Annotated in this window: 14 protein-coding genes and 1 tRNA gene; 13 read left to right on the forward strand and 2 right to left on the reverse strand. The window is 48.0% G+C overall.

The window, feature by feature from the left end:
• The first annotated feature begins 4 nt into the window (after nucleotides 1-4).
• From asnB (SIB88_RS05290) to SIB88_RS05330, 9 genes are all read left to right on the forward strand, one after another.
• Complete coding sequence (gene asnB, locus SIB88_RS05290) at nucleotides 5-1,789, forward strand: asparagine synthase (glutamine-hydrolyzing) (RefSeq protein WP_412557529.1); 1,785 nt, start codon at nucleotides 5-7, stop codon at nucleotides 1,787-1,789.
• 1 nt (nucleotide 1,790) lies between these two features.
• Nucleotides 1,791-3,341 (forward strand): hypothetical protein, encoded by a 1,551-nt coding sequence (locus SIB88_RS05295; protein ID WP_412557530.1) that lies wholly within the window; start codon nucleotides 1,791-1,793, stop codon nucleotides 3,339-3,341.
• Entirely contained in the window at nucleotides 3,338-3,868 is a 531-nt protein-coding gene (locus SIB88_RS05300) for a GNAT family N-acetyltransferase (protein WP_412557531.1), read from the forward strand. Before SIB88_RS05295 ends, SIB88_RS05300 begins: the two co-directional genes overlap by 4 nt.
• Nucleotide 3,869: 1 nt before the next feature.
• Nucleotides 3,870-5,621, forward strand: coding sequence for an ABC transporter ATP-binding protein (locus tag SIB88_RS05305; protein WP_412557532.1), 1,752 nt, complete (start codon nucleotides 3,870-3,872; stop codon nucleotides 5,619-5,621).
• Nucleotides 5,622-5,659: 38 nt separating this feature from the next.
• Nucleotides 5,660-6,958: a DegT/DnrJ/EryC1/StrS family aminotransferase gene (locus tag SIB88_RS05310; RefSeq protein ID WP_412557533.1), complete on the forward strand. Its 1,299-nt coding sequence runs from the start codon at nucleotides 5,660-5,662 to the stop codon at nucleotides 6,956-6,958.
• Between the two features lie 2 nt (nucleotides 6,959-6,960).
• Nucleotides 6,961-8,832: an asparagine synthase (glutamine-hydrolyzing) gene (gene asnB, locus SIB88_RS05315; RefSeq protein WP_412557534.1), complete on the forward strand. Its 1,872-nt coding sequence runs from the start codon at nucleotides 6,961-6,963 to the stop codon at nucleotides 8,830-8,832.
• Between the two features lie 124 nt (nucleotides 8,833-8,956).
• Nucleotides 8,957-10,153, forward strand: coding sequence for a glycosyltransferase (locus SIB88_RS05320; RefSeq protein ID WP_412557535.1), 1,197 nt, complete (start codon nucleotides 8,957-8,959; stop codon nucleotides 10,151-10,153).
• Nucleotides 10,154-10,205: 52 nt separating this feature from the next.
• Nucleotides 10,206-11,384 carry a glycosyltransferase family 4 protein gene (locus SIB88_RS05325; protein ID WP_412559400.1) on the forward strand — a complete coding sequence of 393 codons (1,179 nt, stop codon included), beginning with the start codon at nucleotides 10,206-10,208 and terminating at the stop codon, nucleotides 11,382-11,384.
• On the forward strand, nucleotides 11,381-12,454 hold the full coding sequence (locus SIB88_RS05330) for a glycosyltransferase (RefSeq protein WP_412557536.1): 1,074 nt from the start codon (nucleotides 11,381-11,383) through the stop codon (nucleotides 12,452-12,454). The genes SIB88_RS05325 and SIB88_RS05330 overlap by 4 nt, the downstream gene beginning before the upstream one ends.
• A gap of 96 nt (nucleotides 12,455-12,550) precedes the next feature.
• Here the strand turns inward: SIB88_RS05330 and SIB88_RS05335 are convergent.
• A tRNA-Ser gene (locus SIB88_RS05335) sits at nucleotides 12,551-12,640 on the reverse strand.
• A 439-nt stretch (nucleotides 12,641-13,079) separates the two neighbouring features.
• Here SIB88_RS05335 and rplU point away from each other — a divergent pair.
• The 4 genes from rplU to proB all read left to right on the forward strand — a co-directional run bounded on the left by rplU (nucleotide 13,080) and on the right by proB (nucleotide 16,017).
• A complete protein-coding gene (rplU, locus tag SIB88_RS05340) occupies nucleotides 13,080-13,391 on the forward strand; it encodes a 50S ribosomal protein L21 (RefSeq protein ID WP_008889408.1) in 312 nt (103 codons plus the stop codon).
• Nucleotides 13,392-13,427: 36 nt separating this feature from the next.
• Nucleotides 13,428-13,688, forward strand: coding sequence for a 50S ribosomal protein L27 (gene rpmA, locus SIB88_RS05345; protein ID WP_101245546.1), 261 nt, complete (start codon nucleotides 13,428-13,430; stop codon nucleotides 13,686-13,688).
• A gap of 164 nt (nucleotides 13,689-13,852) precedes the next feature.
• Entirely contained in the window at nucleotides 13,853-14,890 is a 1,038-nt protein-coding gene (gene obgE / locus SIB88_RS05350; RefSeq protein WP_114112990.1) for a GTPase ObgE, read from the forward strand.
• The gene (proB, locus tag SIB88_RS05355) at nucleotides 14,887-16,017 is read left to right on the forward strand and encodes a glutamate 5-kinase (RefSeq protein WP_101245547.1); all 1,131 of its coding nucleotides are present in this window, start codon (nucleotides 14,887-14,889) and stop codon (nucleotides 16,015-16,017) included. The genes obgE and proB overlap by 4 nt, the downstream gene beginning before the upstream one ends.
• Nucleotides 16,018-16,026: 9 nt before the next feature.
• On the opposite strand, the gene SIB88_RS05360 is transcribed toward proB, so the two are convergent.
• Nucleotides 16,027-16,653: a hypothetical protein gene (locus tag SIB88_RS05360; RefSeq protein WP_412557537.1), complete on the reverse strand. Its 627-nt coding sequence runs from the start codon at nucleotides 16,651-16,653 to the stop codon at nucleotides 16,027-16,029.
• Nucleotides 16,654-16,734: the final 81 nt, after the last annotated feature.

Below are 16,734 nucleotides of genomic sequence, written 5' to 3' on the forward strand. Positions count from 1 at the left end.
TTGAATGTGTGGAATCGTTGGTTGTGTACTCAAGCGGCCGCTGAATGACAACGACTTGACGTCGATGCGTCAGCTACGAGATGCTCAATCCTTTAGGGGGCCCGATGACGCCGGGGAGTTTTATTCTCAGCAAGAAGGCATCTATTTTGGTCATTCACGATTGTCGATCGTTGATTTGAATTCGCGTAGCCGTCAGCCGATGTGTCGTGACAATCTTGTAATCACATTTAATGGTGAGCTATATAACTTTAAAGAAATCAGAGACAGGCTTTCTTCGTATTCATTTTCAACCGAAGGGGACACAGAGGTTATTCTGAGGTCCTGGCAGAGTTGGGGGGAAGGTGCTCTTGATGTATTTGACGGAATGTTTTCTTTTTCACTTTATGATGGTAACGAAGTAACGCTTGTTACGGATCCATTTGGAGAAAAACCTCTTTATTATTATGAGGGAGAGGATGGCTTCTATTTCGCTTCGGAAGCAGCTCCGTTAATAGAGACACTTGGTCTGAACTTTGCGCCGACATCGACAGAAGTGTCTCAATTTCTGACGCTTGGCTATATCTTGCCTCCAGGAACGGGCTATCGGAATCTTCGCACAATCCAGCCGGGAATGGTTCTTCGGGTGCAGGGCGGAGTACTATGCTCGGCCCGAAAATATTGGAGTGTTCCGCAACCTGAAAAATACCGCGGTACCGTCAAACCGGTGACATCACGTGATCGTGAAGAAATTAAGCGTGCGCTTTGTGTATCTCTTGAACGACGTTTGAACTGCGACGTTCAAAAGGGAATTTTCCTTTCGGGCGGCGTCGATAGTGTTCTGTTGGCTGCTCTGATTTCGAAAGAGCTCGGTAAATCAATTGACTCCTACACGGTCGCATTTCCAGATGGCGGTGATGAGACGGTTTATGCGCAAAGGATTGCAGATATACTTGGGCTGCAACACACTGTGATTGATAGTCGAGACTCTGATTTGTGGGTGGATTTGCCGAAATCATTAAAATCGATCTATGGGGTGCCTAACGACAACGCGACCAGCTTGGCCGTCTACCAGATGTGCAAGCATGTGAAAAAGTACATGACGGTGGCTATCAGTGGTCTCGGTGGTGACGAGTTATTTGCAGGTTATAATCGATATAGATTGCTTGATCGCCTGCGTTGGTACTTTAGATGCTCCAAAGTTATCGCTCCGGCTCTATCGGTGTTTGCAGAAAAGTTCCCTAAGGCGAAAATTGCTGCAAGATTGCTTAAGGGAAGTCGTACAGATCAGTTTCTTGCTGTGAAGAATAGCGGCTTTGATGAAGATATAACCGATTTGGGCGTGGATCACTTAGCTGCCCTAATTGATGAGCGTGGTGACATATTGGACGGGGTTAGGTACTTCGACTTAAGTGTTTCGATGTCGCAAAGCTACATTCCTGCAATAGAGCGCGGGAGTATGAGGGCAAGTGTGGAGGTTCGAGCGCCTTTTCTTTCTAGAGATTTGCTTGATGTCGTCAGTAGCTTTGACCAAAGAGCACTTATTCGATTTGGACCGAAGAAGGTACTGAGAGATATTTTATCTGAGTACATTGACTTGAGGGAAATTTTCCAAGGAAAGCAGGGGTTTATTTTTCCTAGTAAAAGGTACTTTTTACAAAGAAACTTGAGTTCTCCGACCGTCAGTCAACTTGATATGAGTAAGATGAAGGATTTGTGGGACAATCGGGAATATTCAAAAAATTACACCCTACTGACGCGTTTGGCTGTTTTGTCAGAGTTTAATCAGTCAAATGTAGGTGTGCGGGTTTAGTATGGTCGAAAATTCTGAAAAATTTTTGGATCTCTATCCAAACCGCTCAATGCTGATGGCACCTTCGGCATTGGGAAATGTAAGTTGGCCAAATAAAATTACCCTTCCAGCTGATCTAAACTATTATATCACTCATAAAATATGGGAATACATATCTGATCACGATGATGATATTGCAGATTGTCTGTCCTGTATTATGTATATTACTGGCGCTATTTCTTATAATATATCTTTCTTTTCTCTTGCTAAGTCGCGTGATTTCAAGAGTGGAGGGGGTGTTTTATTTAGTGTGAATTTCTCTTATTCTGATCTTTTTGCGTATAGCTCGCCATACTCTAGGCGGGATCTTAAAGTGAAGGGAATGATTAAGGGTTTTATCTCAAGAATTTATAATCGAGTAAATATCCTTAAAGCGTCATTTGTTTCTGGTGTTCCTGTCCTCACAATTACAAACGACAGAATTGTGCAAGATATGTGTGGCGCACCTGTCCTTTTGAGAAATCCAACTTCTATTATATCGCGAAGCGAGCGTCCCTCGCGCTCGGGAAATACCCAAAAAATAGATCAATGTGCAGGAATCTTATCCTCATTTGTCTCTGAGGCTATCGAAAGTAGTGGAGTTGAGGTCGATAATAAGTTTCGTGATTTGATAGAGGATTATATATCTATTGAGGTTTCCAAGGTTTTTGCCGACCTTTCAAAGGTCAAAAGGTTTTTCAAAGGTCGTAAGTTCCATTTGGTTGAAAGAAGTTTGTCTCCATATCTGATTTCTTTATTTGCGGCTGTTTGTCGTCGGAATGGGGGGCAGGTACACTCGACCTATCACGGTGTGTGTCAGACGGCCAATGAGCCGGATATCTCTACTATGATAAATTCCTCTGTGTTTTGGGGGGTTAGTGAAGCTTTTTGCGATGATGCAAATGCCTTGATCAAGCGTCTTCCCCCTGGTGTTGATCGGAAGAAAATCAAGAACTTAGACTTGAAAGGTCTACAGGATCGCTTCTTGCGCGCAAACGTACTGCGCAAAAAAATCAAGCATGTTGCCATTATGGGGCGTCAAGTCGTCATGAGGTATTCGGCCTTTAATACCCTCGAGTTTCCGGCCTATCTGAAGTTGGAGCGGGATGTTGCGATATGGTTGCTCAAAAATGGATATAAAGTGACATATAAGGCGCATCCCGAGAGTGATTGGAGACATTTCGATACTTACCTACCGGAGGGGGTTTTAATCGATTGGGAACCATTCGAGGAAGTTGTTGATCAATATGATGCATTCTTCTACCACTTTGGTGCGAGTTCTACGTTGCCAGCGGCGCTGGGCTCTGGCGCTCATGTCTTCATGCTAAAAGATGGATGGCATGATGTGAAATTGTGGCCGCCACGTCTTCAGGCTTACTTCGAAATCTACTGTAATATGGTGTCTGCGCAGTTAAGTCAGCAGGACTTCATTTCATTGGATTATGCGGAATTAGAAAGGAAGCTGCGAGAGCCTGCAGAGGTCTCAGTATACGACAGGATTTATGACTTTTATTATCGGAGAGAGTTCTCGTGAAGCAGATCGGGGAATTGAGGTGCGATGACCTTGTTTTAAAAGATTTCTCTGAAGATAATCTATCTGAAGAATATGTGTCTTGGTTGAACGATCCGGAGGTAGTTCGCTTTTCGCGGCAGAGATTTGATAAGCATACAGCTGATAGCTGCAATCTGTTTTTTCGCGAAATGCAAAGTCGTGAAGAGTATTTTGTTGCGGTTTATGTTGAAAAAGACGGGCTCCAACATATCGGAAACATAACGACGGCAACAGACGAGCATAATGGCGTAGTCGATTTAGCTATTTTGATAGGTAATCGTGATTATTGGGGGATGGGATACGGGCGTAAAGCGTGGAAACTTCTGATCAATAAGCTCCTAGAGTCATCTGATATTAGAATGGTGACTGCAGGATGTATGTCGGAGAATAAAGCTATGGTCCGGATCATGATGGCTTCTGGCATGGAGGAATATTATACAAGGAAGAACTACTTTGTATTTAATGGTAAATATTGTGATAGTGTTCACTTTATTTTGAAAAAAAAATAGTATGAATATAATAAATCAAGAATTGAAATCATTTAAGGTTATTGTTAATTCTTTCAAGGAGTATCCAAAAGAAAGCTTCTTAGTTATTTTTTCTACTATATGTTCAGGATTTGCGGAATCAATTGGTCTGATAACTTTTTTGCCACTGTTGCAGATTGGGATTGGCAGAGGAAGTTTAGATGCAGCAGATATGTCAGATGAAGGTGTAAGCTCTGCTGAAAGAATATTTTTCGAAATTTTCCATTTTTTAAATATCGAACCGACCATTTCAGTATTGTTACTGATAGTTTTCTGTACTGTCGTCTTGAAAAGTTTCGGGATGTTCGTGACGAGATCATACATTGGAATTGTATCAGCTCGGGTTGCAACAAATCTAAGAATTGATTTGATCAAAGCGCTGTTGCTTACGTCTTGGTCATATTTTGTGTCGCAATCTACGGGCCGCTTGTCCAACGCAGTCAGTACAGAGGCGCAAAGAGCATCAAATACCTACCTGGCGTCCTGGAATATGCTGGCAGCGTTGCTGCAGGTTGCTATGTTTTTGGTGATCTCGGCTGCTGTTTCGCTGGAAGTACTAGTGCTGGGGTGTGTTGCTGGTGTGATCATCAATCTCTTGTTGCACGCAGTGGTGCGAGCAGCGGGGGCTGCGGGCAAGGAAGAAACTGTTCGTATGAACAGTCTTATCTCCCGTTTAACTGATAACATATCAGGCATTAAGCCGTTGAAAGCAATGGGGATTGAAGGCCGAGTTTTGCCCCTTTTGGAGGGAGATACTGAAGGCTTGCGGGTCGCACAGAAAAAGCAGGCGTTTGCTGCCGCTGCGCAGCAAAATTTACCTCAACCAATAATGGTTGGACTTTTGGTGCTTGGTGGATGGTATGCGATCTCTTTTACATCGGTGCAGTTTGCGCATTTGGCTGTTATTGCTCTGTTTTTCAGCCGTATGGTCTCACGTATAACGGAATTTCAAAAATTCTATCAGATGTTTTCTGTGTCTTTCAGTGCTTACGAATCTATTCTCGATGCGACCAAGTCTGCAAAGAAAGCTACTGGTGAGTGTTTAGGTACTGGATATGTTCCTGATCTGAAGGAATATATCAAGTTGGAGCACGTATCATTCTCTTACGAGCATTCAGTTAATGTTTTAGACGACGTTTCATTTGAAGTTCCGGCCAATGCCTTAACGGCTCTTGTCGGTCCATCTGGTTCAGGTAAAACGACAATAGCAGATTTAATTACGGGCCTCATTACTGCTGATAGTGGTCGTGTTAGCATTGATGGTGTGGATATGCGTTCTGTTGACACTGCGAAATGGAGATTGAAGATTGGATATGTTCCCCAGGAACTTTACCTTTTTCATGATACCATTATGAACAATGTCACGTTGAAAGATCACACGATCACAGAAGAAATGGTGCTGCTCGCACTCGATCGAAGTGGGTGTATGTCATTTATCCAGGGATTGCGCGAGGGTTTAAGTACCGTAATAGGCGAACGAGGTGCTCGTTTGTCCGGTGGGCAGCGACAAAGATTGATGATCGCCCGTGCTTTAGTGCGAAATCCTCGCTTGCTCATTTTAGATGAAGCCACAACTGCGTTGGATCCGGATACTGAAAGAGAAATTTGTGAGACGATTAAAGATTTGTCAAAGGATCTTACGATTGTGGCAATTTCTCATCAGAAAACTGTTAAAGATTTTGCAGACAAGGTTGTGGATCTTGCCGGTGTTCAGTCGAGAGATATTGCCGACTAAGCGTATTGGTTGGGATGCCTGTAAGGTGAATAAAGAAAATGAGTAACTTGATTAAATCGAAATCGACACTCGCAATGTTAGGTGGTTCTCCAACTATTGAACAACAGATTCAAACGTTTAACAGTATTTCGAGTGAAGAAAAGGCAGCGGTTATTCAGTTTTTGGATTCTGGTCATCCGCTGTCAGGGTTTTATGGTTCCGCTCAACCGAAGTTTTTCGGTGGCCCAACCGTCGTAGAGTTCGAAGATGCTTGGCGGAAGAAGTTCGGCTTTGAGCACGTGGTTTCAGTGAATTCTGCTACTTCAGGTTTGATTGCTGCAATGGGTGCAATCGGTATCGGCCCTGGAGACGAGGTTATCGTTCCTCCCTACACAATGTCGGCTACAGCCATCGCACCGCTTTTTTATGGTGGAATTCCGATATTTGTAGATATTGAAGATGAGTATTTCTGTCTCGATGTTTCTAAATTGCGAGATGCAATTACACACAAGACCAAAGCTATAATTGCAGTAAATTTGTGGGGACATCCGGCACGTCTAGCTGAATTGAGAAGTTTGGCAGATGAGCATGGAATTTTTCTGGTCGAAGATAACGCGCAAGCACTCCTAGCGGAAGAAGATGAATGTTGGACAGGTAGTGTCGGTCACATTGGTGTGTTTTCACTCAATGTACACAAGCATATTCAAACCGGTGAAGGCGGAATGTGCGTTACCGCCTCAAAAGAGTTGGCTGATCGACTGAAGTTAATTCGTAATCACGGCGAGAATGTCGTTGATTGGTTGGAAGTCGACGACATCAGCAATCTGATCGGTTTTAACTTCCGGCAGTCAGAAATTTCGGCAGCGATTGGTCTAAGTCAAATGACCAAAATTGATTATCTGGTCGACCGATGTCGTAAGGTGGGGCGTACGTTGTCCGATGGTTTACGTGATCTCCCGGGAATCGCAGTGCCGGCTGTCAGAGAAGGATGCTCTCACAGCTACTTCATGTGGTCACTGAAGTTTGACGAGAAAGTTGTGGGTTGTTCTCGTGAAGCCTTTGTTTCAGCTCTTAAGGCTGAGGGTTTTCCTGCTGCGCAAGGCTATGTTGCGCCGCTATACAACCTTCCTCTCTTCCGAAAGCGTATCGCTATTGGAAAGTCTGGGTTTCCATTTAATCTGTCGGACACTCAGTATCGTGATGGCATGTGTCCAGTGACAGAGAGAATGCATACAAAGGAAATAATTCAGTATCAGCCTGTGTCATGGGATCCGAGTGAAGAGCAAGTGTTGCAAATGATTGAGGCCGTTCGCAAAGTTCACAGACATTCCAGCCTCCTTGCTCAAGGGAAAAATTAACAATGTGCGGGATCGTTGGTTACTGCTGTCCGGATCGAATTCATCCTCGAGTTTTGGAAGAAATGGTCCGTATGATTCGTCATCGAGGGCCCGATGAAACAGGAATGCTTCGGTCCGGTGCATTCAATGGTGCTATGACGAGGTTGGCTATCAATGGGCTGTCTAACGGGACTCAACCTTTATATAGTCCAGATAAAAATGTCGCAGTTTTTTACAATGGTGAAATCTACAACTATCCGGAATTGAAAACAGATCTAGAGAGGAAAGGGTACGTCTTTTCAACTGGTTCGGATGGCGAGGTCATCGCGTATCTTTATGAGGAATTTGGCACCGATCTTTTCGAAAAACTAGATGGAATGTTTGCTATTGCCCTGTGGGATAATAGGCTTCGAAAGCTCTTTCTTGCTAGGGATATTCCTGGTGAAAAGCCGCTTTATTATGCACATTTATCTAACGGAGGTCTCGTCTATGCCTCTGAAATCCAAGCGTTTCGCGTATTTCAGCCGCTAAATCTTACGATCAATCGGCAAGCAGTTTGGGATTTTCCTACCTTCTTATGGGTGCCTGAACCATCGACGATTTTCGAAGAAATTAAATCTTTGCCTCGTGCCTCGTACCTTGAATACGATCACGGTAAGGTGACTGTCCACTCATACAAGAACAAATTCAATAACTTCCAGGTTGGGGGTGAGGATGATTGGAATGTTCTGGTAGCCAAAACACGTGCCGTTGTTGAAAGGGCCGTGGAAAGCAGGTTGTTATCTGATTTACCCCTAGGCGCTTTCTTGAGCAGTGGTTTGGATAGCTCAATTGTTGCTACACTTGCTCAAAAAAGGCTGGGAAACCTGAGCACATTTTCCATCGGTTTCCTAGATGATGCAGCAGACCCCTATGAAGGGGATGCTGACGAGTCTGCTGCAGCGGCTGAGTATGCGCAAATAATAGGCACGAAACATCATGAGGTGAGAGTTTCGTCGGACGATTTTCTGTCGGCGCTTGGGGTAATGGTTGATCACGCGGGGCAACCTTATGCTGTCTCGTCTGGTTTAGGGGTTCTCGCTATTGCAGAAGTAGCGCATAGGGTAGGGTTGAAAAGTTTGTTATCTGGCGACGGGGCTGACGAGCTTTTTGGTGGGTATTCTTGGTACCAGTTTCTTCATCAAAGATCGAATGCTGCTTTAATGTCACGTGATAGTAATTCCGTATCTGACATCTCAATGCACAGTCGCGGAATGAGTGTCGGAGAAATCCTGTCCGAATTGTCCAAATATGCAGGCGCAAAACAAGCTTGGGCTTGGCATTATTATGCCAGTGAAGATGACAAGAGAAATTTGTTTAATTCCGAGGCGTTTTCCGACTGTCAGAGTTCCCTGCGCCACTTTGAAGAGTTCAAACCTTCAAGCGACTGGGATGCTATAGATTTCATTCATCAAGACCGTAACTTTTACTTGCCCTATGAAATGATGGTCAAGTTGGATCGAATGACAATGTCGCATGCGATCGAGGGGAGGGCCCCTTTTGTGGCGCCGGAAGTACAGAGCTTCGTTAGCGGCTTGAGCTACGATCATATGGTTCGAGATGGGCGATTGAAACCATTATTACGCGATGCATTCAAGGATCTTCTCCCAAACAGTGTGGTCAGTCGGCCAAAGCACGGGTTTCGAGTTCCGATAGATAATTGGTTGAACGGAGATTGGCGTGAACTCGTTGCGCACACCTTCTCCTCTTCCTCTGCGTTGTCCAAGGCTGACTTCATTGATAAGGCATCGCTCGAACGAGCTGAACAGATGTTGTCGAGCAAAGAAAAAATATGTGGACACACGGTTTTTTCCTACGTGATTCTCAATATGTGGATGGAACGAGCACTGCCGTGATACAGAAGGAACAAAGATAACAAGGTTGTTTCGCTGTACCATGTTCTGAAATTGTATTTCTGAAATGCATACCAATGTAGGTTAATTATATTTTATGCGGGTGTCTGTCGTAATAAGTAAGTTCTTGCCGGAGTATACAGGCGCAGCATATAGGATATTCAATACCTATCGCCGTGTGAGTTCGGCAAACACCAAGATTGATCTGCGTTATTATTGCAATTCGACTCAGTTTCCCTTCAATAAAAGCTATGAATATGAAGGCATTCCCGTGGAGCGCGTTGCCTTCGATTTGTCGACATGGCTGCCGGAGAGAATTGGTCGTGCACTAAAGTTTTATTTGGAGGCAATAGGTACCTTTCGAAAACTTCTGTGTAATAAAAAACCAGATGTGATCCATATTGTGGGGTCATCTGGGGGGACCGCGGCTGCCCTCATTTATTCTCGATTGTTTGAGATTCCGCGTCTTGTGGAATTGGTGACCAGGGATGCCTCGCCCGAGCAATTTCTTCCGGGACTGAGGTATAGAAACTTTCTAAATTTAAATTCCCGAACGATTTTGATTGCGATATCCCCTCAGATTGCCGAAAGGTGTGCTGCTCTTGGCTATTCTGCAAACGTGTGGTGTCGCCCGAATCCGGTTGACGAAGATAGATTTGTGTTTGATCGCGCTCGTAAAGACAAGGAACGTAAAGAGCTGACCCCATTTGGTTCAGAGGTCACCGTTATTGGGATGGTGGCCAAGTTCATGCCGCAGAAGAATCAAATATTCCTCATCGATGTTCTTAAGCGCTTGCCTGAAAACTTTACTCTGTTGCTTGCAGGGCCTGTAGTATCGGAGGGGATCTTCGTCGAGAGGGATCAGCAGTACTTTCGGAAAATTGTTGATCGAGTGACAGAGCTCGGGCTTACATCTCGTGTCCATATAATCAGTGAATTTGTTGACGCTGCCCGCATCATGGCGGCGTGCGATATATATGCGATGCCGCAAATGAAAGAGGGACTGGGGACACCGATGTTGGAGGCGATGGCAGTCGGTCTGCCAGTTATTGTAAATGCAGATGAACCTGCACTGAAGTATTGGGCTGATAGGGCTCCTGGGAGTGCGGCTTGTCCTCTGCTTACAGAGGACTGGTCTGAGGCGGTTTTAGCTGTCGACGCAGTATTAGAAAAAGATTTGGGCGTTGTCTCCGAGAAAATATTGAAATGTGCTGGAAGTAAGGCACTTGATGAAAGCTTTCTCGGCGTATTGGAGGCGATTTGTCGAGATCCAGGTGACATACCAAGCTTGATGGAAAGTTTGAGTGCTAAGCATGAGGCCTAGTAAAGGAAAAGTTGCTCTTTTGATATCTAGTTACTTGCCGAACTTGGGGGGGATGGAGGTCGGTTTGCATAACATCGCCTTGGAACTCCTTGAGCAAGGAATGGAGCCAATCGTGATTGCGCCATGGACGCACGTGCGGCAACTCAAGCGGCTTGGCTGGCAATTGCCTTATAAAGTTGAGGCGATGCCACCAAAGATATGGAGCCTACTTGCTTTCTCCTCGACGCTTGGTTTTAAATTGCTGGATTGGTGGTTTGCCCACCTAGACAAAAAACATCAGTTTGAGTTTTGGCACGTTACCATGGCCTATCCCACCGGATGTGGGATCGTGCATTATGCCGAAACTGCAAAACATGATGTTAAGTACTTGATTCGATGTGCTGGGGAAGACATTCAAAAAAATAAGGAAATCGGGTACGGCTTGCGCCTTGATCTCAAGCTCGACAAAATGATTTCTTATTATTTGAAGCGTGCTAAGCGACTTGTTGCAATAACGGATAGTGTCTATCAAGAATATCTAGAGCTTGGTATTGCGGAAGAATGTATACGTCGTGTTCCAAACGGAATCCCCTTGAGGCGATTTAATCAGTTGCGAGCCAGCTCAACGGCGCGTAGCGATTTCGGATTTTCTGACGACGATTTTATTCTTCTTTGTGTTGGGAGAAATCACCCGAAGAAAAACTACGAGGCGTTGATTGGGGCGTTGGCGGAATGTTTGAAACTTGGTACGTTTAAACCGAAGTTGATGTGCGTCGGGAAAGACGTCTCTAAGTTGCAGGGGCTTGTCACCGAATTTGGGGTTTCCCAGCATGTTAAGCTGATTGAAGAGGTCGGCAGTGCAGGGGCGGATCCGAACGGCTTGGAATTTCCCTCAGATAAATTGATCGAAATATACAAAATGTGCGACTTGTTCGTATTTCCCTCTAAAATGGAAACTTTTGGTATCGCAATTGTAGAAGCAATGGCTGGCGGATTGCCTGTTATAGTAGGTGATTCGGAAGGGTGCAGAGATATTGTTGAGGGCGGAAAATGGGGACGGATGGTTCCACCAGACGATGTCAAACAACTGGCTCAGATCATTACTCAAATGTATTGCGATCCTGATCTTTATGCAAAATTTCAAAAGAAGTCCCTTGAAAGATGCAAAGCATTTTCATGGGAGCAAGTGGTGCGTTTGTATCTCGAAATTTATCAAGAAGCCTCAGAGCTGGCTAAGGAAAGCGTGTCGTGATTCGAGTTGCTGTTTTATCTCCTGGATTTGACAGCCCGAATGGGGCGGCTTTTTTATTTCCGCTCATCAAATTCTCGAATACTCTGCGGGATTTTGGAGTTTCACTCTCTATTTTTAACAAAGTCGATGCTTTGCCTTCCGAGCTTGATTTCTTGATGGTTGACGGAAAGTATTACAAGCCAAAATGGGCGACTAAAGAACAAGAAATTCTGGACGAAATCGCTCTGCTATCTAAGCGGACAAGGTTAATATGGTGCGACCAAACAGATAGTTCAGGTACCCTGTTGGGACAGGTACTGCCGTACGTTCACAAGTATGCTAAAGCCCAGTTAATTTCTGATCGGTCAATGTATTTGGAAACGCATTACGGGGCGCGTATTTATTGTGACTATTATCACAGAAAATACGGAGTTTTGGATACCGAACCGTTCTGCTCGCAGCCTGTGGTTGACCCTCAAAATTTATCTAAGTTGGTTGTTTCCTGGAACTCTGGACTGATGCATTATGGCTGGCTTCGGCCGTACCTAATGGTACTGTATACCAAGCTCAATACTGCTAAATTCCTACAGTTTTCTAAGAATTTTACCTCTCCATCGCATGTGCGGCAGCTGGATTTTTGTTGTCGTATGGGAATCCCATATTCGCGGGAAACGGTGTGCTTTCAGCGTCAGCGTCTAAAGGCTTTGTTGGCGGATCAATTGCCTACTGACAAACTTTCCCGCCGGGCTTATTTACAGGAAATGAGAAATAGCAAGTTGACGATTTCGCCATTTGGTTATGGCGAGATAACTCTAAAGGACTTCGAGTGTTTTCTTGCGGGAAGTGCTTTGGTGAAGCCAGACATGAGTATGTTTGAAACTTGGCCGAATTTCTATCAGAAGGACGTCACCTACGCTGCCCATAGTTGGGATGTTGACGACGTCCTGGAGGTGATCCAAGGGTTGCTTGATCATCCAAAGCAAGCGCTCTCAATTGCTGAGGCAGGTCAGAATGTATACCGCCGATATACCGTTAGCTCCGAAGCCCCAAGCTTGTTTGCGGAGCAATTATTATCGCTACTAGTTTCGTAAATTGAAAAGAAACGTATCAACTATCAACTGGTCGGAGTTCTCCCAGTCTAAAGGCACCACTTACACTGATACTCATGTGAAGTTCAACGAGGAAAATGGCGGAGAGGGTGGGATTCGAACCCACGGTACTATTGCTAGTACAACGGTTTTCGAGACCGCCCCGTTCGACCACTCCGGCACCTCTCCGCATGTGTGGTCTTGGCGTTCGACGCGGTGTTTAACGGTCCTTGCGCCATATTGCAAGAGGGAAATCGCAATTCCGGTGACTCTTTTTTGCGCGGCGGGTGCTTTGCTCTTTGGTAACCCTTCGCGGTTTTGCCGCCGGTTTCCGGTTGTGGTTGATTTGATGTGGGGGCGCTTGTCGTCTGGCGTTGTGATTGCATCGGTGTGACCCGTGGCGGGGGATGGGTGATCATCGCGATCGTGCCCTGCATCAAAAGCAGGGCAGACCCCCGCGCCATCATGCGGGAATGTGCGGGTTTGCGATGCTTTGGCGATGACTCAATTGTTGACTCATCGGGTCAAAAGGGGTAATTCACCCGTTCCTCGCAGCGGTTCGGTATCTGTTAGCAGCGGCACCGAGCTGCGCGTTTGTGTTTCCAGAATGTTTTTCAGGAACTTTTAGATGTACGCAATCATCAAAACTGGCGGCAAACAGTATAAAGTTGCTGCCAACGACGTTATCAAAGTCGAAAAGATCGCTGCCCAGGCCGGTGATACCGTGAAACTTGAAGAAGTTCTCATGGTTGCTGGCGACGGTGCGCCGAAAGTTGGTGCTCCGTTGGTCAAAGGTGCTTCTGTTACCGCAGAAGTTCTCGAGCAGGCCAAGGGCGACAAGGTGATCGTTTTCAAGAAAAAGCGCCGGCACAACTACCGTCGCAAAAATGGTCATCGCCAGAACCTGACTGTTCTGCGCATCAAGGACATCAAAGCCTGATTTCATCAGGTCAAGATGCAGTTTTAGGAGAGTTTCATGGCTCATAAGAAAGCTGGTGGTAGTTCGCGTAACGGTCGTGACTCCGAAGGTCGCCGTCTCGGCGTGAAAAAATTCGGTGGTCAGGCAGTTGTCGCAGGCAACATCCTCGTTCGTCAGCGTGGCACGAAGTTCCATGCCGGTGACAATGTTGGCCTCGCCAAAGACCACACCCTGTTTGCGACTGTGGACGGTTCCGTCCAGTTCAAGTCGGGCTTCAAGGGTCGTACCTACGTAACCGTCGTTCCGGCAGAGGCGTAAGCCTCCCGTCGGGTGCGATTTACGTACCGAATTTAGCAAGGGAGGAATGAGCAATCATTCCTCCCTTGTTGTATGTGATATAGAATTCCCGATCCCGTCGAGGCGCAGCCCCGTTGCGCGCCGGGACCGACGATATAAAATGGGCACCGCCCGAAGGACCGGTTATGAAGTTTCTCGATGAAGCCAAGATTTATGTGCGCAGTGGCCGCGGCGGTGCCGGTTCGGTCAGCTTCCGCCGTGAAAAATATATCGAGTATGGCGGGCCCGACGGCGGTGATGGTGGCCGCGGCGGCGACGTCATTCTCGAGGCGGTCGAAAACCTCAATACCCTGATCGATTTCCGTTATCAGCAGCACTTCAAGGCCGAAGTCGGCATGCATGGCATGGGCCGGCAGCGTACCGGCCGTTCGGGCAAATCGATCACGATCAAGGTCCCGGTCGGGACCCAGGTCCTGGCCGAAGACCGCGAAACCCTGATCGTCGATATGATCGAACCGGGACAGACCTATATGCTGTGCCGGGGGGGCGATGGCGGGCGTGGCAACACCCATTTCAAATCCTCCACCAACCAGGCCCCGCGCCGCGCCGAAGAAGGCTGGCCGGCCGAGGAAATGTGGGTCTGGCTGCGTCTGAAACTGATCGCCGATGCCGGTCTGGTCGGGCTGCCCAATGCCGGCAAATCGACCTTCCTTGCTGCATCGTCGCATGCGCGTCCGAAAATCGCCGATTATCCCTTCACCACCCTGCATCCGCAGCTTGGCGTCGTGAATGTTGATGACCGCGAATTTGTCCTGGCCGATATCCCCGGTCTGATCGAAGGCGCGTCCGAGGGCAAGGGCATCGGGACCCGCTTCCTGGGCCATATCGAACGTTGCGAAGTTCTGGTTCATCTGATCGACTGTGCCGAGGAAGACCCGGTCGCGACCTATAAAACCGTGCGTGAAGAGCTTGAAAACTACGCCGATGTTCTGGTCGACAAGCCCGAAATCGTCGCGCTGTCCAAAGCCGATCAGCTGCTGCCCGAAATGGTCGAGGAACAGCGCCAGATCCTTGAAAAGGGCATCGGCAAGAAAGTCTATGTGGTGTCCGGCGTGACCCAACAGGGCATCAAGGATATCCACCGGCAAATCCGCGACCATATTGATGGCGAACGTGAACGCCGCGCCATGGAAGGTCGCGAGGATAAGGGATTCCAGCCGTGAGCCTTCAGCACGCTGTTCTGAGTGATGCAAAACGTCTGATCATCAAGGTCGGCTCGGCCCTTCTGGTCGATGAAAATACCGGTAAGCTGCGCCGTGCCTGGCTTGAAGCACTGGCTGACGATATCGCCCATCTGCGCGAACGCGGGGTAGAGGTGATCGTGGTGTCTAGTGGTGCGATCGCCCTTGGCCGTCGCCTGCTGGGGCTGGATCACCGCACCATCAGTCTGGCCGACAAACAGGCCGCCGCCGCCACCGGCCAGATCAGCCTGTCACAGGTCTGGCAGGAAGCATTGGGCCGTAACGGCCTGACCATGGCACAGGTTCTGGTCACGCTTGAGGATATGGAAGGCCGCCGTCGTTATCTTAATGCGCGCGGCACGCTCAATGCGCTTCTGGCCCGCGGGGCCGTGCCGCTGATCAACGAGAATGATACGGTCGCGACCGAGGAAATCCGCTTTGGCGACAATGATCGTCTTGGTGCCAAGGTCGCGCACATGATCTCGGCCGATACGCTGGTGCTGCTGTCCGATATTGACGGGCTCTATACCGCCGATCCGCGCAAGAACCCGGATGCGACACTGATCCCCGAGGTCCGCGAACTGACCCCGGAAATCTTTGATATGGCCGGTGTTGCACCGACCATGTATAGCTCCGGCGGGATGGTCACAAAACTTCAGGCCGCCGAAATCGCCATGAAGGCCGGCTGTCGCATGATCATTGCGCGTGGCACCATCTATCATCCGTTAAAAGCCCAGCTTGATGGTGCGCCCAATACCGTCTTCCTGCCCAGCGAAAGCCCCCTTGCCGCCCGTCGGCACTGGATTGCGACCTCGCTCAAGGCGACCGGGGCGATCATTGTCGATGCCGGTGCGGCAAAGGCAATCGCAGCGGGCAAAAACCTTCTGGCGGCCGGCATTACCGGTGTTGATGGCCGGTTCAAGCATGGGGATGCGGTGCGCATTCTTGATGCCGATGGTCATCAGATCGCGCGTGGCATTACGTCCTATGGGGCGGAGGAAACCCGTCTTCTGATGGGCCATGCATCGGGCGATATCGAAGCCACCCTTGGCTTTACCCGCGGCAATGCCGTGATCCATTCCGATGATCTGGTGATTGCCGACCAATAGGGCGCGTCTTCACCGCGCTTCGGGGTGATAGAATGATTGTGGCTTCTGCGCGCTGATGCAGAAGTCTCCACTGCCGGCGATCACCTTGCCGGCTTCAAGCCGTATGCCCGTTGCCTTGCCAAAGCCCTTAAGCACCGCACCGCGTTCATCGGCAATCGGGTGTTTGAATGATCCACCCGCGGCAAGTTCGACTGACTGCACGCTGATCTGGCCCAGGATCTGGCTGCCATCCCCCAGCACGCATTGACCATCCATGTCGATGGTGCCGCGATACCGGCCAAACGACCCGATGCGGATCATCGCATTCGGGCGCGCTGTCGTGATGGTTACGCTGCCCGGGCCAAAGATGTTTTCATCCCCGATCCTGATCGGTCCGGTCTGCGCCATGACGGTGGTGCCGCTGGCAAACATGTTGCCATTGCCGATCATCAATTGGGTATGCTGGTCCGCTTCAAGGCGGATATTGGGATGCAGGATATTGTGTACGCCGATCTTGATGTGCCGGGACACAAGTGTCGAGAACGGATCAAATACAATATTGGCCGACCGGCCAAGCGCGATCGTCTCGGCAATGCCGAGATATCCGGCCTCGTGCCGGTATCGGTCGATTTGATCAATCATCTGATCGGGCGTCATGTCGGGTCTGCCTTGTGCCGGTTTTGCCAAGACTACAATGACATGGCCGTCCGGCAAGACATAAAAAAAGGCTGCCCACCT

The organism is Thalassospira sp. MIT121401, from assembly GCF_047125595.1.
Taxonomy (GTDB): Bacteria; Pseudomonadota; Alphaproteobacteria; order Rhodospirillales; family Thalassospiraceae; genus Thalassospira; species Thalassospira povalilytica.